Annotated in this window: 15 protein-coding genes; 3 read left to right on the top strand and 12 right to left on the bottom strand. The window is 51.3% G+C overall.

The features are described 5' to 3' along the window. Positions 1-95: 95 nt before the first annotated feature. From LPB67_RS02265 to LPB67_RS02255, 3 genes are all read left to right on the top strand, one after another. Complete coding sequence (locus LPB67_RS02265) at positions 96-809, top strand: lamin tail domain-containing protein (protein ID WP_262835440.1); 714 nt, start codon at positions 96-98, stop codon at positions 807-809. A gap of 293 nt (positions 810-1,102) precedes the next feature. Then, positions 1,103-1,258 (top strand): hypothetical protein, encoded by a 156-nt coding sequence (locus tag LPB67_RS02260; RefSeq protein ID WP_262836179.1) that lies wholly within the window; start codon positions 1,103-1,105, stop codon positions 1,256-1,258. A 5-nt stretch (positions 1,259-1,263) separates the two neighbouring features. Next, positions 1,264-1,476, top strand: coding sequence for a GDCCVxC domain-containing (seleno)protein (locus tag LPB67_RS02255; protein ID WP_262836141.1), 213 nt, complete (start codon positions 1,264-1,266; stop codon positions 1,474-1,476). Positions 1,477-1,720: 244 nt separating this feature from the next. On the opposite strand, the gene LPB67_RS02250 is transcribed toward LPB67_RS02255, so the two are convergent. The 12 genes from LPB67_RS02250 to LPB67_RS02195 form a co-directional block, all read right to left on the bottom strand. Then, the gene (locus LPB67_RS02250) at positions 1,721-4,522 is read right to left on the bottom strand and encodes an ATP-binding protein (RefSeq protein WP_262835439.1); all 2,802 of its coding nucleotides are present in this window, start codon (positions 4,520-4,522) and stop codon (positions 1,721-1,723) included. Positions 4,523-5,351: 829 nt separating this feature from the next. Then, the gene (locus tag LPB67_RS02245; protein WP_262835438.1) at positions 5,352-6,701 is read right to left on the bottom strand and encodes a DUF3422 family protein; all 1,350 of its coding nucleotides are present in this window, start codon (positions 6,699-6,701) and stop codon (positions 5,352-5,354) included. A 100-nt stretch (positions 6,702-6,801) separates the two neighbouring features. Next, on the bottom strand, positions 6,802-7,743 hold the full coding sequence (locus tag LPB67_RS02240; RefSeq protein WP_262835437.1) for a LysR family transcriptional regulator: 942 nt from the start codon (positions 7,741-7,743) through the stop codon (positions 6,802-6,804). A gap of 152 nt (positions 7,744-7,895) precedes the next feature. After that, the gene (gene yjfF / locus LPB67_RS02235; RefSeq protein ID WP_262835436.1) at positions 7,896-8,876 is read right to left on the bottom strand and encodes a galactofuranose ABC transporter, permease protein YjfF; all 981 of its coding nucleotides are present in this window, start codon (positions 8,874-8,876) and stop codon (positions 7,896-7,898) included. Further along, positions 8,873-9,988: an ABC transporter permease gene (locus LPB67_RS02230; RefSeq protein WP_262835435.1), complete on the bottom strand. Its 1,116-nt coding sequence runs from the start codon at positions 9,986-9,988 to the stop codon at positions 8,873-8,875. The genes yjfF and LPB67_RS02230 overlap by 4 nt, the downstream gene beginning before the upstream one ends. Beyond that, positions 9,985-11,568, bottom strand: coding sequence for a sugar ABC transporter ATP-binding protein (locus LPB67_RS02225; RefSeq protein ID WP_410482690.1), 1,584 nt, complete (start codon positions 11,566-11,568; stop codon positions 9,985-9,987). The genes LPB67_RS02230 and LPB67_RS02225 overlap by 4 nt, the downstream gene beginning before the upstream one ends. A gap of 112 nt (positions 11,569-11,680) precedes the next feature. Continuing rightward, the gene (locus LPB67_RS02220) at positions 11,681-12,643 is read right to left on the bottom strand and encodes an ABC transporter substrate-binding protein (protein ID WP_262835434.1); all 963 of its coding nucleotides are present in this window, start codon (positions 12,641-12,643) and stop codon (positions 11,681-11,683) included. A 156-nt stretch (positions 12,644-12,799) separates the two neighbouring features. After that, positions 12,800-15,187 carry a glycoside hydrolase family 127 protein gene (locus LPB67_RS02215; RefSeq protein ID WP_262835433.1) on the bottom strand — a complete coding sequence of 796 codons (2,388 nt, stop codon included), beginning with the start codon at positions 15,185-15,187 and terminating at the stop codon, positions 12,800-12,802. Positions 15,188-15,191: 4 nt separating this feature from the next. Then, complete coding sequence (locus tag LPB67_RS02210) at positions 15,192-16,229, bottom strand: arabinan endo-1,5-alpha-L-arabinosidase (RefSeq protein WP_316685058.1); 1,038 nt, start codon at positions 16,227-16,229, stop codon at positions 15,192-15,194. 110 nt (positions 16,230-16,339) lie between these two features. Continuing rightward, on the bottom strand, positions 16,340-17,902 hold the full coding sequence (locus tag LPB67_RS02205; protein WP_262835432.1) for a glycoside hydrolase family 43 protein: 1,563 nt from the start codon (positions 17,900-17,902) through the stop codon (positions 16,340-16,342). 47 nt (positions 17,903-17,949) lie between these two features. Further along, positions 17,950-19,536: an alpha-N-arabinofuranosidase gene (locus LPB67_RS02200; RefSeq protein WP_262835431.1), complete on the bottom strand. Its 1,587-nt coding sequence runs from the start codon at positions 19,534-19,536 to the stop codon at positions 17,950-17,952. Positions 19,537-19,588: 52 nt separating this feature from the next. After that, positions 19,589-21,517, bottom strand: a complete 1,929-nt coding sequence (locus LPB67_RS02195) for a glycoside hydrolase family 97 protein (RefSeq protein ID WP_262835430.1) — start codon at positions 21,515-21,517, stop codon at positions 19,589-19,591. Between the last annotated feature and the right edge of the window lie 53 nt (positions 21,518-21,570).

Here is a 21,570-nt window from a genome sequence, read left to right as displayed (position 1 = left end):
AGTGGTCAGATTGATTTATGCGCAGAATGCTAAATCCCAATTTGTTCAGATTTGCTTTTTTTCGAAGGGAATGTTGTTTGTCGATGGAGTGGAAAATGAAAAAGATATTTCTCGCCATAATACTTGCCTTTAGTGCATTGCTTCCTCTAATGGCAAATGCTTCTTTTATTGTCTATGTTGGTTATGCAGACAGCCTGCGTCCCAGCCCATTTTTTCCAAACCCTTATGGTGGTGCCGATATCTTCCAAGGCAACTTGGGAAGCCTCGATACTGGTGCCGTGCGTATTCAAAATACCGGCGCAACCAATTTGTCGCTGCAAGGACTGACGGTCACTTTAAACGCTGGAGCATACGTTTATAATCTATGGACTTTCGGTTCGGGATTGACTCTCCTGCCAGGTCAAAATGCCGTATTCGCCTCTACAGCCAACTACAATTTTGATACCAGTGACCTCGGCGTATTGGGTGCATTTGCCCCTAATAACGACAATTGCAGTGTTGGGCCGACTTCATTAACACCGCTTTGCATTTTGAATGCACCTGTTGTCAAATTTACTGTGGACGGTGTCATGACGAGTCTTGTTGACACGGGCCATGTGCTTGATACGGGGGGCTACGATTTTGTTAATTCAAATCCTTGTCCGGTCCCAGGCGACCGGCCGGGAGCGTGTAACGAGTCCCTACAATGGAGACTGATCGGTACCACTGGCATTCAAAATCCAGGTGGAAATGTTCCAGAACCTGCAACCTTGGCGCTGCTCGGTTTAGGTTTGGTTTTCCTTGCCTGGAAGCGAAAATATCTAGCCTGAACCTTGTTACATAATCTCTTCAATCAATCCTGCTTCGGCAGGATTTTCTTTTTCAAGTCCACGGAATTGACGTTACTCTTTCTGGGTCTGGCACTCTTCCGATGCTAGGTACCATGTAACGGCAACACTTGATATTGACCGTTCCATTTATTGCCGGGCTCATTCATTAATTTTTCATCATGCGTAACATCGTTAGTTTATTGTTGCTGGCTTTTTCAGCGTCCTGTTGTGCGGTGACATAGCAAATCATTACCCTTAATGCGAGGACTATGGCATGTCCGTGCTGTCCTATCATGCTCAAAAAATCCCTCAAAAAGCAAAATTCAGCCATGGCAAAACTAATTTTAAAAAAAACCATTATTATCAGTTACGGTCCAGAAGAAACAGAACCGCCAAATTTAATCGGAGTAGCAAGCAAGACAGACTACTCCTCAAACGCAGGGAAATAACTGGTATGAACCACATGATTCTGCAATCTGTGATTACCTGTCCGCATTGCGGATCCCAGTATTCTGAAACGATGCTGACTGATGCATGTCAGTTTTTTTATGAATGCGCAAACTGCAAAACCGTACTACGTCCTAAGCCAGGCGATTGCTGCGTTTACTGCTCGTATGGGTCAGTGAAGTGTCCGCCGGTTCAAGCGCAGGGAACATGCTGTGGATAATCTGACACTGTGTTCGATTGCGTTCGCGCTAAAGAAATCGGCTGAAAGCAGCGGCAGCCAATATCATCCGCCAAAAACAAATTGATCCAATTGGGTAAGCGATAGCTGATTTGTGTGCGGCAGCATTCAGGGGGGTGCGCGAAATTTGATCAGAATCAGGTCGATCGCTTTAGCGCTGATGAACTGGGCGTCGACAACTTATGAGCGTCATGATTCTCCAGAGAGCACACATCCGTGAAGCGCATTAAGTCAGCGGCATATTGATACTAAAAGTAGTTCCCTCGTTCGGAACACTGCGTACGGTGATCTCGCCATTGAGCAAAGTGGTCACGATATTGTAGTTAATACTTAAACCCAAACCGCTCCCGCCTTGACCGAGCTTGGTGGTAAAAAATGGATCGAATATGCGCGATAAATACTTATTTTCGATACCTTGTCCGTCATCGTTAAACTGAAAAAGTAATCGCCCACCTGGCATTTGTGTAGCGGAAAGCGACATATGTCCGCCCTTTCGATCGTCAAATGCATGGACCAGCGCATTACTAATAAAATTAGTCACGACCTGACCAAATGGTCCTGGATAACTATCCAGGATAATCCCGTTCGGAACGTCGATGGACACCGTATGTCCGGAAACTCTGATTTGGCTCATCATGGTTGCAACGATTTCCTGGCATACCTGTCGCAAGTCAAATACGCGCCGGTGCGCTGTGGTGCGGTCTACCGCGACTTGTTTGAAGCTATGGACCAGATTCGCCGAACTTTCCAGACCGCGGATGATCATTTCGGATGCTTCTTTGGTCTCCGCAACAAAGGCCAACAGCTCCGAACGACGGATGCCCTGCGTCCCGACCTGGCGTTCGAATTCCTCTGACTTGGCAAGCATCGTGCTGGCAAACATCAGGCTATTTCCGATGGGTGTGTTGAGTTCATGGGCGACACCGGCAACGAGCGATCCCAGGGCTGCCATTTTTTCCTGAGACACCAGTTGCTTCTGCGTCTCCTGCAATTGTCGATAGGCGTTGGCATTGTCTAATGCGATGGCACCGTAAGCACACAGCGTCCTGAAAATCAGTAATTCCCGCTCGCCATAAGCATTGGCATGCGGAGACTGCACAGTCATCGTCCCAAGTACGCGATCGCCAATTGCAAGAGGTGCAAAAAGCAGGCTTAACACAGGAAGCGTACCGGGCACCTGGCTCGGGCTGTCCACCGCGGTGGAACGATTGATCACAATTTCACAGCGCTCCCGCACGCAACGGGCGGTGTGGGCGGTAGGACTAGAAAGAGATATTTTGCGTTGGGGAAGTATTTTCCCTGCCTCAGCCCGAAATGCGGAAGTCAAGCCCTGGCCATCGGGATCCACCAGATAGATGATGAAAGATGTCGCGTCGAGCAAGCCATGAACATGTCGATCGAGTATTTGAAATATCGCGGATTCATTTAACTGGGTAGTGATCTCCTGGCCGATCGCACTCAAATGCTCTAAGGTCGTACTGGTCTGGTGTAAAGCTTTCGATCGTTGCACCTCGGAAGCCGCAAGTTGACGGTGATACTCACCTTCGGCTCTGGCACGCTCGGTGCTGTACATTACCTGCAGCGCGATGGAGCGGCTGGTGGCTTCTTTACTGTGGGTTTTTTCGCGGGCAGCGATGGCCTGTAGCGACATCGCATATGCTTGGTTAAAATCGCCTAGATTGGCATATTCCCTGCCGATGGCCTCGAGCATTTCTCCCGGCACCGTATAGCCATCAATGGTCTTTGCTATAGCAAGCGCTTGCAGCAAGAAAGCCAGTGTCGTGTTGGCTGGAGTCTGCTCCTGCGAGTGCACCTCGGGATGCAGTGAGTGAATGTCAGCCAGCACTCTCAACGCCTCGATCTGGCGCAAGGTATCTCCCCGTTGCTGTGCTAAGTTAAGTGCAGCATGCGCCGCATCCAGCGCCTCGCTCTTGCGCGCCATGTACAGCAGGGCATGCGCTTGCCCGCGCAGAGAATCAATTTGAAAATTGGCTTGTTTTGCTGCGTAGTCCTGTCTTTCCAGTTGCTGAAAGGTCTCGATGGCCAATAAAAAATCTGCAGAATCTAACGCCAGGTCGCCATAATATTTCAGCGCTATCGCAAAATCCCGCGAATTTTTGAGAAGACCTAAGCGATCAAGTGCCTCCTCCAATAGTTCACGCGCGACCTTCAATTGTCCTAGCCTACGTAAAGTTTCTGCTGTTTGGGTGAGACACAAACAGAGGCAAGTCGTCCAACATGTCTGGCGCGCTAAATTGAGCGCACGATGCATCCAGTCAAGCGCAACATGAAGATCATTGAGGCTGGTAAAACAGTCTCCGATATTGGTTGCAGCAGTAATCGCACGTTCAATTTGACCGGTCAGTATTGCCATCTCAAACATCTGCATGAAATGCGTTGCGGCCTGCCCATAGTCATTGGACTGATAGGCGACGACACCTTGGAAATCCGCAATCCAGACGGTAACCGATGCATCCTCACTGACCAGTTGCTCATTGCTCAACTGGGATTGTCCGTCCGAAAAAATAGAAGGCGCTTTTCTTAAAGCGGCTGCGCGGGCCAGGGCAACTTTGGCAATATGAACCCTGATCGCGTCACTGGCTTGATCTGCACTCTTGATCATGTTTTCCAATTCGGTCTCGCGGGAGGCTGCGTTTCCTCTGTCACCGAAAATCGACGCCAACAGCATATGCGCGTCAGCACGGCTAAGTGCATCTTGCGACGCATCTACATCATTCAAGACGCCTCGCGCTAATTCTTCTGCCGCATCCAAATCTGCGTCCAGCCATTTTGCTTCGCCATAGACCAGTTGCAGTCGCGCACGCATGGCAAGTAATTGCGGCTCCGGCTGTCTGGATGCGACCAGCAGCATCTGAGCCTCGTCGGAGAGTTCCAGTGCCCGGGCGGTATCTCTTTGCCGCAGAGCCCAACAAAGAGAAACTAAGATAGTTAAATGCGTGCCATCTCTCACTGGAGGCAATTCTGCCTCCAGTTGATTGACTTCGTCATCGCGCACAAACATCTTCATCTTTATCAATTCCTATACATCCGATCGATACCGCCTATCTATCGCAGACCATGCGCAATCCATTCGCAACTACCAGATGATAAGCTTAAGAATGGTGATTGCAAACTGTATGTTGGCCAGGACCTGTTAACAAGTAAATCGGGAGTGATTTAAATATTAACAAGCGCAGTATTGAAGGAGGATTATTCCTCACGCATGTATAGCACAAGGACCAGGGAAAAAGAATATGCAATTGATTTTACTGACGTGGGTCTGTTGCCACCATCTACGGTCGTAGTAAAGCTAGCATTTTTGACGGCATCAGTTGGCGGCAAAACCTCAAGTCATGTTCAATATTGCATCAGGATGTTTTGACGGCGATACATCCATACTCAGATTGAATAGGAGCGATGGTAATCATTTTTGCGCGAATCGGAATCCGATACCATTAGGACTTACGCAAAGGCCAAAACCTCTCACCACAGAGACCCCCGAGACACAGAGAAAAGGCAAGAGAGGGACTGGATACAAGGTGTTTGATATTAAAGGTAACTTCTGAAAACCTCATACTCGAACGCATCGCGTCGTTACAAAGCCTCGCAATACCGACGTATTGCTGCGTTTTGCGCCTAGCGCTGCATCTCGATTAAACGGTTTTTAGAAATTCCCTAAAATGAACCCGCAAGCTGGGTGCGCCTGTTGGCACGAAATGCCGCTGAAAGCCGCATCCAGCCTGCGGGTTCAATGTACGTTGTTGTTAGCAGCTTATCGTTTGGTGTAAGTCCTAACCTTTTACAATATTATTATTTCGCTAAATTATTTAACCTGAATAACTCAGGCAGCTACCGACTCAAGCGCTATGCACCCGCCGATGCATGCGGCGCAGGCCCAGCCAAACGCCTGCAGCGACGAACGGCACCAATAGTCCCACCACGGCATCGGTATTCAGCACCAGGCCAAATACTTTGGCGGCTTTGCCTGTGTAGCTGAACAAGCCAATCACGTAATACGAAATCGCTGCGACCGAAAGCCCTTCTACCGCTTGCTGCAAATGCAGTTGCTGGGCCGCGCGCGCGTTCATTGATTGCAATATCTGGCGGTTCTGCGCTTCTTGCACGATGCCGACCCGGGTACGCAGCAAGTCATTCGAATTCGCAATCCTTTGTGCCAAGGCTTCCTGACGGCTCGCCATCGCATCGCAGGTATTCATCGCCGGCGTCAGCCGTCTATCCATGAATTCCTCTACCGTGGGTATGCCTTCTATCCTGATTTCACGTAATTCTTCGATGCGTGCATGCACCAGTCGCACATAGGCCTTGGATGCAGAAAACCGGTAATTATTATCGAGCGATAATTTTTCGATTCGCGCTGCCAGCCGCGTGATCTGATCGAGCAAAGCCCGCTCGGACACCCCCGACTGCTCAGATAATTCAGCGCTGGCAGCCGCGTCGGTTTCGATCATCGCAGCAGCGAGTGCCACCAGTTCATTTTCGATCGCATTCAAGGCAGGCGCAGCTCGCTGCGCATACGGCAGACCCAGCAGCGCCATCATCCGGTAGGTTTCAATCTCCAGTACGCGCTGCACCAGACGCCCTGCCTGCAACGCACGCATACCGACATCGCGAATCACGAAGCGGCTGAAACCATCTGCCTGTATCACAAAGTCGGTCCATAACTCACCGCCCTGCATTACATGACTGCCCGCCAGTACATTGCCTTCAAATACACGCTGCAGACCTTGCGCAAACGCTTCTGTCCTGCCGCCGCTATCATCCAGGACCACATGCGCTGCAACAATGATTTTCCCTTTCAGGCTGAGCAACCATTCTTCGGGCAACTGCAATACCGGCATGGACGAAAAAGCCTCAGCCACTGGCAACGTCCGCTCCCGCCGTTCGGCAAACGTATAAGTCGCAAACTCGGTATGGCATTCCCATTTCAGGCGAAAGTGACCGAAGTCATAGTAAAAATATTTGGACTCAAGCATCGGTGGCGTGACGCCGAAGTGCGCACATAATGCGGCCAGCGTCGCATGCTGCTCGACCGCGATCGAGCCCGGCATCACTTCATCGCTATTACGATATACCGCAAAATGCGAAACCAGCTCGGGTGCTTCCAGTTTCAGAAACGGCCGGGAATGAATCTCTGCCGCCAGGGGAACGCGCAGGGCGTGATTAAGACTCGAGTAGATGATTGTCATAAGGCTAGTCCGTCGATGAGAAATCAGTTCGCAGTCGTTGATTCATTTTTACACTGAAAGCACCGCATCGTCTCTAAGAACAAATACCGAGACGCACGCTTTAGTAAAGTGCTTGCGCCTCAGTGCGGACGGCTCGCAGCAGCAGGTCCGCCCCTGGTGACAGTAGATGATCTTGCTGGCGAATAATCCCAAAAGCATCCATTTTGCAGGGCAATTCAATAGGCAAGATACTCAGCACATTCAGGGATGCGTAGTAACGGGCTACTTCAATTGGCATCACATGCAAGGAATCCGTCTGTTGCAACAGCGCAGTAATCAATAATAACGCCGTGGTATCGACCACATTCACAGGCGGCTCCAGACCGGCGCGGCGAAACATCATATCGAAACGGTGACGCAATACGCTGCCCTGCAAAGGCAAGATCCATGGATGGGCAGCGATATCCTGCAATTGCAGGTCGGGATTCTCCAGCAAAGGATGGCCGACACGGGCGACCGCACAGGCAGGTTCCTCGGTTAACTCCTCGTACACCAGGTTTGCACTATTTTCTTTTTCAAGAATGCGCCCTATCATGAAGTCCAGTGTACCGTGCTGCAATCTGTCCATCAGGATATTACTTTGATCCATGTGCACGCCGATTCTTAACAAAGGCGCTTGCTGCTTGATACGGGCAATCGCGCGCGGCAACAGCGACATCGCCGGTGTCATGATCACACCGACCTCGACCTGACCGACCAGTCCCGATTTGAGGGCCACAATATCATCATGCGCCAGCGATAGGCTGGTCAATGCCATACGCGCATGACGAATCATGGTTTCGCCATAAATGGTCGGTTCCATGCCGCGCGGCAAACGTTCAAACAAGCGCACATCCAGCATTTCTTCCAGATCCTTGAGCTGCTTCGAGGCCGCAGGCTGCGTCATATGTAAGGCATCGGAGGCTCGGTGAATATTACGATGATCGTCCAGAGCGATCAGCAATAGCAGTTGCCGCGTCTTTAGACGGGCGCGCAAAAACCAATTGGGATTAAGAGTATCCATACATGAACAATATCGTTTTTCATATCAAAGTTGCCTTGATATTGATTTTATCGATATTTCATCGTCCCCGTACACTTTGATTTTTATTTGCTGGGAATGGATATACGAAGAGAAGGCGCATGTTGGATTGATCTGCTGAGTACGTTTGGCATTTATGGTTGAACCCGCATCCCAATGATTCTTTGCACCAGGCAAAAAACAAACAACAAGGCACCGATCACAATCTTGGTCCACCAGGAACTCAGGCTGCCATCAAAAGCAATCAAGGTTTGTATGGTTCCCAACACCAGCACCCCAGAAAGTGCCCCGGCAATATACCCGATACCGCCGCTCAGTAAAGTACCGCCAATCACGACCGCCGCAATCGCATCAAGCTCAGCACCCTGCGCATGCAAGGCATAGCCCGACAGCATATAAAAAGAAAACAACACCCCCGCCAATGCCGCGCAAAATCCGCTCGCTGCATAAATCATGAGCTTGGCACGCCCTACCGGCAATCCCATCATCAAGGCGGATTGTTCATTGCCGCCTATCGCGTATACCGTGCGGCCAAATGCGGTGAAATGCGCAATGAAAATCGCCAGCGATAACACCGTCAAAGCGATCGCTACGCCCGGCGAAACAAAGGCATCAAACACCGGCAACTGCGTATGCGACATCGCTGCAAAGAACGGATTGTCGATGGTGATTGAATTAATGCTGATCAGGTAGCACAAACCGCGCGCCAGGAACATGCCCGCCAGCGTAACGATAAACGCCTGTAATTTAAAGTAATGAATCATGGCGCCCATCAACGCACCAAATGCAGTACCAAATACCAGTACACAGACAATCACCATGGAAGCTGGCCAATGCCACACCTGGAGTAGCCATGCCGCTAACATCGTCGTCAAGGCCATGACCGAACCGACCGATAAATCGATGCCGCCGGCAAGTATGACGAAACCCATGCCCACCGCGATCACCAGCAAATAGGCATTGTCAATCAAGAGATTGCACAACACTTGCAAAGACAGGAATCCGGGATAGGCAACTCCGCCCAGCGCCAGCATGAGAATCAACAATACTACCGTGACCAACGAGGTAAAGTAAGGTGCCTTCACCAAGCTGGATAAAGAAGAACTTGATTTCATGATGCGCTTTTTACGGTAGTTGATCGCTGCGAAAATATTTTCTGCGATAACTGTTTAAACTCGGGACTTTGAGACAGGCAAACCAAAAATACGACCAGCGATTTCACCACCATATTGACTTCAGGCGGTACGCCGAGGGAATAAATCGTATAAGTCAGCGTCTGGATAATCATTGCGCCGATGACGCTGCCAGGCAGGCTGAACTTACCGCCGGCCAAGGAGGTACCCCCTAAAGTCACGGCCAGAATCGCATCGAGTTCCAACAGCAATCCCGCATTATTGGCATCGGCACTTTTAATATTGGCGCTGATCATCAAACCGGCAATTCCAGCGCAGGCACTGCAAAATACATAAGCGAAAAAAATCAATGCCGTGGTCTTGATGCCAACCAGCCTGGCCGCGACCGGATTGATCCCTACCGTCTGGATAAACAAGCCCAGTGCGGTTTTACGCATTAACAGCAAAGTCACCAGCAAGACGCCGAATACCATAAATAAAGAAAATGGCAACCCTAGCAGGTAGCCGCTCCCAAAGAAAAAGAACGGCGGGTAATACACCGTCACGATCTGCCCGTCAGTGAGCAACTGTGCCAGGCCGCGACCTGCCACCATCAGTATCAAGGTCGCCACAATCGGCTGCAAGCCAAGTACAGCGACCAGCAAACCGTTCCAGGCACCGCATAAGATCGCTGCGCCGATCGCTGCCGCCAGCGCCCATGCCATAGGGATGCGACTCACATAGGCGGGCACACCATGTTGCATGATCATCGTGCCGCCGATCAGCATTGCCGCCACCGTGCCTGACAGCGCGACCACCGCACCAACCGAGATGTCGATACCTCGGGTAGCAATCACCAGCGTCATCCCGATTGCCGTCAGCATCAAAGGTGCTGCGCGATTCATGATATCGATCAGGCTGCCGTACAAATGTCCATTTTGTATCTCAAGACGAAAAAATCCCGGAATAAACAGGAAATCAATCAGCAGCAAAGCCAATAAAGCGGACAGAGGCCGGCATAAAGAATGATGCAAAACTGAACGCCACACTGAGGGAGCAGACAAGCTATGGATATTGCTCGCCTGGGCATCGATTGAATTAGACCAGCTGGTCATGCCACCTCCCCTGCAATTACTTGCAATACCGAGCTGTCATCAAGTTCTCCGCGGCGATACTCGCCGCAAGTCTTGCGGTCCCGCATGACCACAATGCGGTCACTGCAACGCAATACCTCAGGCAACTCAGATGAAATAAATAAAATCGACATGCCCTTGCGGCATAAAGCAGCCACATAATCCATGATTTCTTGTTTGGCGCGCACATCGATGCCGCGAGTAGGCTCATCCAGAATCAAGAGTTTAGGTGCGGTCGCCAACCAGCGTCCGAGCAAGACTTTTTGTTGATTGCCGCCGGATAAGGAGCCGATCGGCGTTTCTATGCTGTCGGTTTTAATCCCCAGCGATTGCACGTAATCACGTGCCAATGCTTGTTGCTGTTTGAAGGGAATCGCCCGCCACAAACCGGCACGCGCCTGCAAGGCCAGCAGGATATTTTCGCGTATCGACAAACTCAGAATCGCCCCCTCCTGTTTGCGATCCTCAGAACAAAATGCGATGCCTGCGGCGATCGCATCGCGCGGTGAATTCAAGACGATGTCTTGCTGGTCGATTCTGATGCTACCGTGATCGGCTTTGTCTGCACCAAACAGCAAGCGGGCCAGTTCGGTACGCCCCGATCCCAACAAGCCGCATAAACCGAGCAATTCTGCCTGATAAATATCGATATCGACAGGCAGCAATGCGCCTTTGCGGGCCAGCCCTCTGGCATGCAAATAAGGGCGCTGACCGGGCGCTACGGCATCGGCTGGACGGCTGATTGTCGACCCGCTATCGGCAGGGATCGCGTCGGCATGAATGTCCGGGGTTATACCTACCATTTTATTCACCAGATCAAAGCGCGACAACGCGTTACTGGCATATTCACCTTCACGCACGCCATTGCGCATGACCGTAATGCGATCAGAAATGGCATAAGTCTGATCGAGAAAATGCGTGACAAACAAAATCGCCATGCCCTGTTCGCGTAACTTGCGCAATACGCTGAAGAGCAGTTGTACTTCATTTTCATCAAGGCTGGAAGTCGGCTCATCGAGTATTAATACTCTGGCCGAGATATTCAAAGCACGTGAGATCGCGACCATTTGCCGTATCGCTAAGGGATAATGGGAAAGCGCCGCGCTCACATCGATATCGATATTTAATTGCGCCAGCAAAGTCGCTGCCTGCCGCTGCATGGACTGCCAGTCGATCATGCCGCGCCGCTTCGGATAGCGTCCGATAAAAATATTTTCCGCGACCGACAAGTTAGTACACAGGTTCACTTCCTGATACACGGTGCTGATTCCTAAACCTTGCGCCTCCAGTGTTGATGCCGGTTGTATCGCTACGCCGTCGAGCAGCATGCTGCCTTGATCCGGCGCGTATACACCTGTGAGCACTTTGATCAGGGTCGATTTACCGGCGCCATTCTGCCCCATCAATGTATGCACCTCGCCGGGATACAGGCGCAAACCCGCATCACTCAAGGCTTTGACGCCAGGGAATTGTTTATGAATACCGCTAAGCTCCAGCACCGGGGCTGCACCGCCCACAGACATGGTCCTTCCTGCCCCCGTGGCATGCGCAATTGTTGTCATTGGATAGAGTCTAAGAATTTATCTGAACCGTGCCGCAGGCTTGATCAAGCAGAGTTGAACAACCTGATTCAACCAGCGGCAACATTGACGGATAGAGGACCGAGCGATACATTTAGTATTTACGGTTCGGGAATTCTTTCGCGGCGACTTCGGCGGGAAACACGCCCTCTTCCGTGACGATGCGCTTAGGTACCGTTTTACCGGCCACCACATCGCGCGCCACTTGCATCAACTGCTTGCCGAGTAAGGGATTGCATTCCACCGTCACATTCAATTTGCCGGCGATCATCGCTTCGAAAGCGCCTTTGACACCGTCAATCGACACTACGATGATATCCACGCCTGGCTTCAATCCAGCCTCTTCTATCGCCTGTATCGCGCCTATCGCCATGTCGTCGTTATGCGCATACAGGACATTGATATTCTTACCCTGCGACTTCAAAAAAGCTTCCATGACTTCTTTGCCTTTGGCACGGGTAAAGTCACCGGTTTGGGAGCGTATGATTTTCAGTTTTGGATTGGCGGCAATCGCTTGTTCGAAGCCGAGCTTGCGATCAATCGCCGGCGCCGAACCTACCGTACCCTGCAACTCGACAATATTGACGCTCGCATTCGGCGTCTTTCTGGCGCGCTCCAGCAGCCAGCGTCCAGCGCGACGACCTTCTTCGACAAAATCGGAACCGATAAAAGTGGCATACAAAGAGGCGTCGGTCACATTCACGGCGCGGTCGGTCAGGATGACCGGAATTTTGGCCGCCCTGGCTTCGCGTAAAACAGTTTCCCAACCGGACTCGACTACTGGCGAGAAAGCGATGACATCGACTTTTTGCGCGATGAAAGAGCGGATTGCCTTGACTTGATTTTCTTGCTTTTGCTGGGCATCGGCAAACTTCAAGGTGACGCCATCTGATTTCGCAGCCTCTTTAATTGATAGCGTATTCGCGGTGCGCCATTCGCTTTCGGCACCGACTTGCGAGAAGCCCATGACCAGTGCCGGTGCAGCGAAAACCTGACTGCTCAATACGAAGCTTGCTACGAGCGCGCTTCCGAGAAGTGTTCTGCGTGTGACATTCATTTCTGTCTCCAATTTTTTTCGATCCGGCGGAGGTGCGCGGATCTGATTTTATGGAGTCATGGTAGAAGAAAGCGTCATAGCGATCCAATCACATTTTTTCAGTATTCGATATCGTTTTTCGTATCTGAACTGAAAGAGTCACCGTCGCTCCATCACTTATTTGAGCAAACGTAATCCATACAAGGCGCCCGCAATAGAGCCAGGCTGGGCGACGAATTTCACGTTGAGCTTGCCGCCAGATGCCTTGACCAAATCCTCTGGCAAGTCGAAGTCCTGGCTGTAGATCTCGGACGCCGCATGAGCCTCCAGCCGTATGCTGCGGATCAGGCGGCCGTTGATGATCAAATCAAAATGCCTGCCTGCATCCAGCGTAGAAAAATACAGGCGCAAGGTCTTGGCCTGTAATTGCGCATCGCTTAATTCATAACTAAACCAGCCAGTTGCATGCCGCCAATGCCATCCCTGATTGATACCGGCATCGGCACCGTCGCCTTTGAAAAAATGATCGGACTCCGGCTGCTGCTCGCCGGGTGCCAGCTGGTCGATGGTTTGCGCATCCAGCGCCAGTCTCTCAGCCCCGGACTGAGCCATGCCTTGTTGAATCCGGCCTAAATTCGCCGGCGTACTATAAGGCCAATAAATCGTATACCGCGCATCGTGCAAACGGAAAAACGGGATCAGCCTGAGCGCAGCAGCGCCCTGCCCGCGGATCAAACCCGGTGCAGTAAATGTCAGCGGCTGACCGGCTACCGGTTTGAATTTTTTAATGAAATTCAGACTATCACTGACCAGCATTGGCGCCGCCTCCAGCGGGCATACCTGGCCTTGCGCAATATGTCCCATGCGGGAATCATCTGCCATAAAATTCAAGCTTTCATTTGCAAAAACTTGCGTTTTGGCCGCCAGCACAATGGGACCATGCAATACCGCATAATAGTTTTTCATCCCCGGCATGGCTTCGAGACGGATAGTCATCGGCAAACCGATATCGATACGGTCACCTGCCCGCCAATGCCGCGACAGGCTCACATAGTCACCCGGACGGGCAAGGACTTTGATTTTGTGATTATTGATACGTATCTTCAATGCTCCGGCAACTACCCATTGCGGATAACGGATTTTTAAAGTGAAGGCCTGATCCGTATGGATGGTGATGGCACTGCTGGCCTGATCGGGAAAATTCGTACTCTGGCTTAATCGTACTTGCTTGTCGCGCCAGTACAGTGTCGATGGAATAAACAGGTTTACGTACAGTACATCGTCATAATGGGCATAAATGAATTCGCCATACTTGGCATGACTCTCAATTCCGGAGCCGACGCAGCACCACATGGCTTGATCGACTTGGGAATAGACGCGGTAATGATTCGGTCGCATCGGCGTGAAGTAGACCAAGCCGCCGCTCTCCGGGCGTTGCGAAGACAGGATATGGTTGTACAGCGCACGTTCGTAATAATCGCTGTATTTGACCTTGGTATCGCTTAAAAATAGCAGTTCTGTGAGCTTCAGCATATTGTAGGTATTACAGGTCTCTGGACCTTCTACCTCATTAATCATCGATGAAAAATCCCGGTCGTCATGAAAGTGTTCTTTCACGCTATTGCCGCCGATCGCGACCGTGCGATGATCGTGTACCGTTTGCCAGAAAAATTCTGCCGCCTGATGCCAGCTTGCTTGCCCGCTCAATTCTGCGATTCTTTGAAAACCGATGACTTTCGGGATTTGGGCATTCGCATGCAAGCCAGTCAGTTGGTCGCGTTGTGCCAGCAACGGATCGAGAATTGCCTGATGCGAAAATCTTTTCGCCAGTTCCAGATATCGATGATCGCCGGTCATTTGCGCCACATCGGCCAACACTTCGTTCATGCCGCCGTGCTCGCTTTTCAGCATCAGTTGCATTTGCTCCGGGCTGAGATTAGCGGTCAGGTTGAGCGCCCAGTCAGACAGGGCCAGCAACATGCCGCGCGCCTCCTGGTTGCCAGCATAGCGATACGCATCACGCAAACCGGCAAATAGTTTATGCAGGTTGTACCAGGGAACCCATTTACCATTGACAGAAAAATTATCGGCCTGGAGTTGTCCCTGACGGATGGCTTGCCATGCAGCTTTACCGTCCGGAATACCGCCGAGGTAGCCGTCAGCATTCTTCTGCTGGCATTTTTTTAATTCAGCGACAAAGTAATTCAGCCGTTCACTCACCTGAGCATCGCCGGTGGACGCCGCCATCAATGCGAGCGCCGACAAGTAATGGCCGCCCATGTGGCCGTCCAGTCCAGACGACTCCCAGTTGCCATAGCTCTCTTGTTTGGCGGGTAAACCGGCTTCACGCTGAAAAGGCGCCAGCAACCTATCCGGATCCAATGCCATTAAATAACGCAGATCGGTATTTTGCGCCTCCAGAAACGGGCCCGCAGTCAGACGCACATCGCTTAATGGAAATAAAGTCGCGGCTGCCTGATGTGCCAGGCTGACAGACTGAGCGGCGGCCTGGGTAATAAGAGAGCATCCCAAGTGCAGCACCAGACCAGCGATGACTTTTTTCATATCGCTATTTTTTTGCTGGCAGCAGCGTACTTTGATAGCGATCCAGATCCTTGGGGTCCAGCATCGGCCAATTATCTTGATCCCATTGGATTTCGAGAATTTTTAATTTCTGCAAATAATTGTCGGCAGTCTCATAAGCATGCAAGACCAGATAGTCTTTGCCATTCATGCTGTACGCACTGTTGTGACCTACCCCTTGCCAGGAGGCATTGCCTGCCAATACCAGACTACCGCCGCCTTGCAGCATGTCTTTACCTGATCGATCCAGATAGGGACCCGTCACATTAGCAGAGCGTCCTACCACCAGATGATAAGTGCTATTCGCGCCCTGGCAGCACAAACCCCATGAGGTAAACAAATAGTAGTAATGACCCTTCTTAAAAATGAAAGGCGCCTCGATTTCTGCCGGCCCCGCTGATTCGTCAGGTGTAAATGCGGGACGGGCGCGTTGCGCGATCGATCGCCACTCCTGGGGCTGCGCTAATTTCGTCCAGTTCTCATTTAGCCTGACCAATTTGATACCGCTCCAGAATGAGCCGAAAGACATCCAGGCAACGCCCTTCTCGTCGGTAATGATATTGGGATCGATCGCATTCCATAAATCCCGTCCCGGAATCGATTGCAATACCAGCCCCTGATCCTCCCAGCGATAATCAGGGGACCGCGGATTCAGCGTCTTGTTTGTGGTGACACCAATCCCCGACGCCAGCTTGCCAAAACCGGATACCGAATAGAACAAATAATACTTACCATCATGAAATTGCACATCCGGCGCCCAGATGTGGTCGTTGAAGGTCGGAGCAACGCCGCGCGCCCAGCCAGGTTCGCCGGCAAACACCCGGCCTTCTGCTTGCCAGTCCTTCATGTTGAGCGAGCTATAAAAAGTAATCCCCGGCCCGGTGCTGAACAGGTAATAGGTATTACCCTCTTTTGCCATGGCAGGATCATGGACGCTGACTTGCGTCGCTTGCACACAGATGCACGACAATAATCCCAGTAAGCTCATAGTTAAATGAATAAACCGATTTTTTAACAGACTCATGGCAATTCCGATGGAGAGGTGATTATTGCAGAGACAAGCCAATACAGCATGATCTAATTCAAGCGAAATGGGGGAAGAAGCCCCGCTTCTTCCCATGACGACTTATCTTATCAATTCCCGGTACGCGCACCCCAGATCGATACGCCATCGGCTGATTGTGCGGTAAAGGTCACCACAAAATTATTTGCATTGGTATTCCATTGGCGCGACAGCACACCGTTGAAAATACCGCCGTTATCCAGCGTGATTTGTATCAGCTTACCGGTTTTATATTTCCAGCTCCCGGTCGCTGCACCGGAAATACTGCCGTCCGCATTGAGTTTGATGTTTTGCGATGGCTTGATCGCGACAGAAATGTCCTTACCGTGATTGATCATTTTATAGCTGCCCTCCGCCTCCTTGCTGCTGACATCTGCAGTAATAACAGCAGTGCTTTTACTTAAAGGCGCATAACGGAATGGAGACACCACTAACCAAGCATCTTCGTTAATAAACATCTCGTGCACACGAACCTCATGCGCTTCACCCATATTTGGGAAACGGGTATGGAAGATGAGGAAATATTGATTCGTCGCCGCTTCGTAATAGGCAGAATTATGGCCGGCGGATACGTAACCCAATGGCGTTCCAGTCTCGCCTGGGGCCAATGCGAACTGATGATTACCCATCAGTTTCTGACCGTAAGGCGCAATACTTGCATCGTCAAACAAGGGGAGATTCGGGTTCGCTTTGACCGATGCCATGTCATTGCCCTTGGCATCCAGGTAAGGCCCATCAGGATTGGCTGAACGGGCAACCCGCATGTTGTAAGCGCCATTCGCATCGAGCCCGCCAAACGAGGTGAACAAGTAGTAGTAATGCGACTGCGGGCTGTACATCACATAGGCGCCCTCTATCCTCGCATGATTACCGCCCATCAAGTGTTTGCCATAGCCCTGATTCGGTTTCGGCATACCGGTAGTCTTGTCCATTGCTAGTATAAAAATCCCGCCGGAATACGAACCGTAGATCATCCACAGATTGCCATCCTTGTCGCGAAAAACGTTCGGATCGACGGTATTCGGATGTACTTTTGCATCATAGATAGTTACACCGTCTTCGCTGACCGCGCCCCACATGCCAGATTTCAAAAATATCTGTTTGTTGACATAAGGTCCTTCTATCTTGTCCGCAACGGCCACGCCCAGCGCCGAGCGCGGTGAATCGCCCTTGCAGGAGTTGTAGTAAAAATAGAATTTGCCGTCATCCAGCTGAATCACGTCGGGGGCCCATAGATCGACCACCTGCGACCAGCTAAACGTATCGGCGAGCGCCTTGGTGACATCGTTGAACAGGCTGTTACCGGGATTCACGCCATCGGCGAATTTGCTCCAGTTCATCAGGTCAGTCGATTTGGCTGCTGCCAGGTGGGAGCCAAAGACATAATAAGTGCCGCCGACCTTGACGATGGAAGGATCATGTACTGAGACATTGTTAAAGCTGATCGATGTTTGGGTAGTTGTTCCTGCAGTGCTGCTTGCGGTACCAGCGCCGGGTACAGTCGTGCCCGTTGTTGCCGTGCTGCCGGAACCGGCGACACTTGCGCTACCGCCGCCACCGCAGCCTGCCAGGCAGGCTGCAAACGTGAAGGCTGCCGCAACTGCGATCGCTCGCAGTATTTGTGTAGGTATCATGATATGTTCTCGCTAAAGAATAGGATGCATCGTGGTTTGCAACGGATTTATTCCGCCGCTACCACCACCACGGATTTCGCCGGGACTTTCACTGACACTTTGCCGCCGCTCGCGAGCGCATTGAATGCGACCGGCGTTACCGCTTGCGGATCGGCAAACGTATTGTGCGCATCCATCGCATTCGCGGTTAATACACGGCCTTTCAAGCCAGCGACTTTCTCACCTGCGACATCGATCGTGATATCGACCGCTTGATTCGGATCGGTATTGACCAGAGACAGGTACAGTTTGCCATCGAGCGCGCGTGCAGCAGAGGCACTGATGCTAGGAATGCTGGTCGCGCCCAGGCTGTATTTGCGGTTGTTTTTAATCGTCAAAGGCAGTGAAGTCGCATTCTGAAACGGCACATACATTTCAAATGCATGATAGGTCGGCGTCAGCAGCATCTTGTCCTTCTCGGTCAGGATCATGGCTTGCAGCACATTGACCATCTGGGCGATGTTCGTCATGCGGACGCGCTCTGCATGCGCATGAAAAATATTGAAATTCAATGCCGCAACCAGCGCATCGCGCAAGCTGTTTTGCTGGTATAGGAAGCCGGGATTGGTACCCGGTTCGACGTCATACCAGGTGCCCCATTCATCGACGTTAAACGCGATCTTTTTCTTGGGATCATTCTTGTCCATCTTGGCGACATTGTTCTTGATCAGGCTATCCATACGCAAAGTATTTTTCAACGTCGAGATCCACTGCTCCTCCGGAAAACCGAGCGCCAGCCCCTTCTTCTCCCATACGCCCGTCGGCACGGTGTAATAGTGGAAGCTGATGCCGTCAAAGCGCATATTCCATTGTTCATGGATGTGCTTGGTCAGGTGATCGGTCCAGGTCGTGTCGTCGTCATGGCCGCCGCTCGCGATGAATTGCGGCATGTAATCCTTCGGCGCTTTCAGGAAGCTCGCATACTGATTGTAAAGACTGGTGTAATGCTGCACCGTCATGTTGCCGCCGCAGCCCCAGGCTTCGTTACCGATACCGAAGAAAGCTACTTTGAACGGTTTATCACGGCCGTTTTTACGGCGCAGTTCCGCTAAAGAGGATTTACCGTCGCCCGTCAGATATTCCACCCACTCGGCCATCTCCTGCGGTGTACCGGATCCCAGATTGCCATTCACATAGGCATCCGCACCGAGCAAATCGACCAGATCAAAAAACTCATGAGTACCGACTGCATTGTTCTCTTCAACGTTGCCCCAATTCGTATTCATTTTGACCGGACGCTTATCGCGCGCACCGATGCCGTCTCGCCAATGGTATTCATCCGCGAAGCAACCGCCCGGCCAGCGCACCAGCGGAACATGCATATTCTTGAGCGCGCCGATCACGTCGTTGCGCCAGCCCTTGGTATTCGGGATGGGGGATTCGGGTCCGACCCACATACCCTCATATACGCCGGTACCCAGGTGTTCGGCAAACTGGCCGTAAATATTTTTGTTGATGACTGGTCCGGCTTTCTTGGCGTCGATCGTGATACTGACTTCGTTTGCAGCGTAGGCGCCAGGTGCTGCGTTCATTAATGTGGCGGCAGTGACTGCCAACAGACTGCTGGCGAAAATAGACTTCTTCAACATGATCATGCTTGTCTCCTGAAATGTTTTTTTGATTTTGGTTTGAATTAAATTTTGTTGTTCATCGGAATACCGCGACAAAGCCGCCATGCGCTTTGATCGTGATCTTTACCGGCTGTCGCGTCGTGATATCGGACCGAGCGAAAGTCCGTTCGCTTGCGCCATCAGTCATCAATGAGCCTTGCTTGTTGCCGATAAAAGATAAATCCAGTTGCAGTGGCTTATCCGTCTCTTCCGCATTGATACCCGCGACATACCATGCATCGCTGGATTGCCGGGCGATCACGACATATTTGCCCGGGAAGCCATCGATAAATTTACTGTCGTCCCAACTGCGGGGTAAGTTTTGCAGGAATTGTTTGACATATTCAGGTACGGTCGCCATGCCTTCCGGGATTTCGGCGAAATGCTGGATGCCGGATAAGAACAGGACAGACTCGGCTAACTCAAAACCGTTCTTAGTAGCGCGCCTGATATTCGGTATGTCGCCAAACACCATCGGGGTGAAATCCATGGGATCAAACAGATTGCGGGCAAACGGCAGCATCGCTGCGTGGGTGACCACCGCATCCTGATCCTGTTGGGTAAAGGTAGTAAACTCCAGCCCCTTGACCGCCTCCATGCTCATCAGGTTCGGATAAGTACGCGCCCAGCCCCTGGGCAAAGTCGCTCCATGGAAATTCACCAATAAGCCGCTGTCGGCTGCATCTTTTAAAATTGCCAGGTAATACTCGATCATCGATCTGCCGTCACCGGCAAAAAAATCGACCTTAATCCCTTTAACTCCCATTTGCTGTAAACGCGTGAACTCTTTTTTGCGCTGCTCATGCGTCAGCAATTGACCTTTGGGACTGTATTGCGTGGTATTCCATGCGCCTGATGAGTTGTACCAGAGCAGAATGCCGACGTTTTTCCTGGCGGCATAGTCGACCAGTTCCCTGACCTTGTCGACACCGATTTTCCGGTCCCAGTCGGCATCGATCAGCGTGTAGCGCCAATGCATATCCGCGGCATAATCGATGAATTTTTTCTGTACCTCATAGATGGTGCTGTCGTCTTTCAGCAAAGCCCAGCTCCATGAGGCGTGGCCGGGCTGTACCAGTTCTGGATTGAAGGCGATAGCAGGTGCGGCGAGATCGTTGCCAAGATTTGAATTCATCACAGAGTTCAAGGATCCAAGACCGATGATGCGCCACGGAGAAGTTAATACGCCGTCAGTTTCCGCCATCAGCGAGCCGCCGGTAAATACTTCGGCCGTCATGGGATTACCGATTTTGTAGACACCACCAGTCGAGTCGGCTTGCAGGCGCGAAGCCTGGTAACTACCGTCCATATTCGCCTCAGATAACACAACCCAGGTGTCGCCAGTTTTGAACAAGGCAGGAAAAACCCAACCTGCCTGCGACGGCGATGCCGTACCAACGGCTATCCCCATTTGATAGAGCTCTTCATACGAAGGATTGGTGTTACTCCAGCCAGTTTGCGCAACTGCAATCGGCTGCAACCAGGCTTGAGTATTCGCCGCAAAGGCGAAACTACTCGATTCCTGAATCAATTTCTTATGCGGAATCGCGCTATCCGCAACGATGTAGCGAAAGGCGACACCGTCATTCGACACGCGAAAGACAACATCCATTTTTTGTTGACTGGCGTTGACGACGGTATAGCTCTGCTCGTTGGCAAGATAACGATTATGGCGCCGCTTACCGACCGCCATCGAATAAGACTCCTCGATTTTTCTGACCTCGGAGGTCGCGACCAGGCTCAGTTGATTGCGCAGATCTACCTTGTCCAGTTCCAGTCCCAGCTCCGATTGCAAGATGACTGGCCGGGTATGGCGATAAACAGCATAAGTCAGATGATGTTGTTGATTGACGCGGAGCTGAACCTGAATCTGATGATCCGGGCTGAATAAGTCTTGCGCAGTAGCAGCACAGATAACGCCGGAAAATAGCGTCAGGACTATTGCGAGATTGCAGGTAAATTTCATCATCGCCTTCCTATTTTGAGGTGAGACTGCCCCGCCGTTTCTCAAAAACAGCG

Origin of the sequence: Undibacterium sp. Jales W-56, from assembly GCF_025548535.1 — a bacterium.
Classification (GTDB): Bacteria; Pseudomonadota; Gammaproteobacteria; order Burkholderiales; family Burkholderiaceae_D; genus Undibacterium.
The sequence above is the reverse complement of the archived record's forward strand: the minus strand, read 5'-3'. Positions and strand labels throughout refer to the sequence as shown.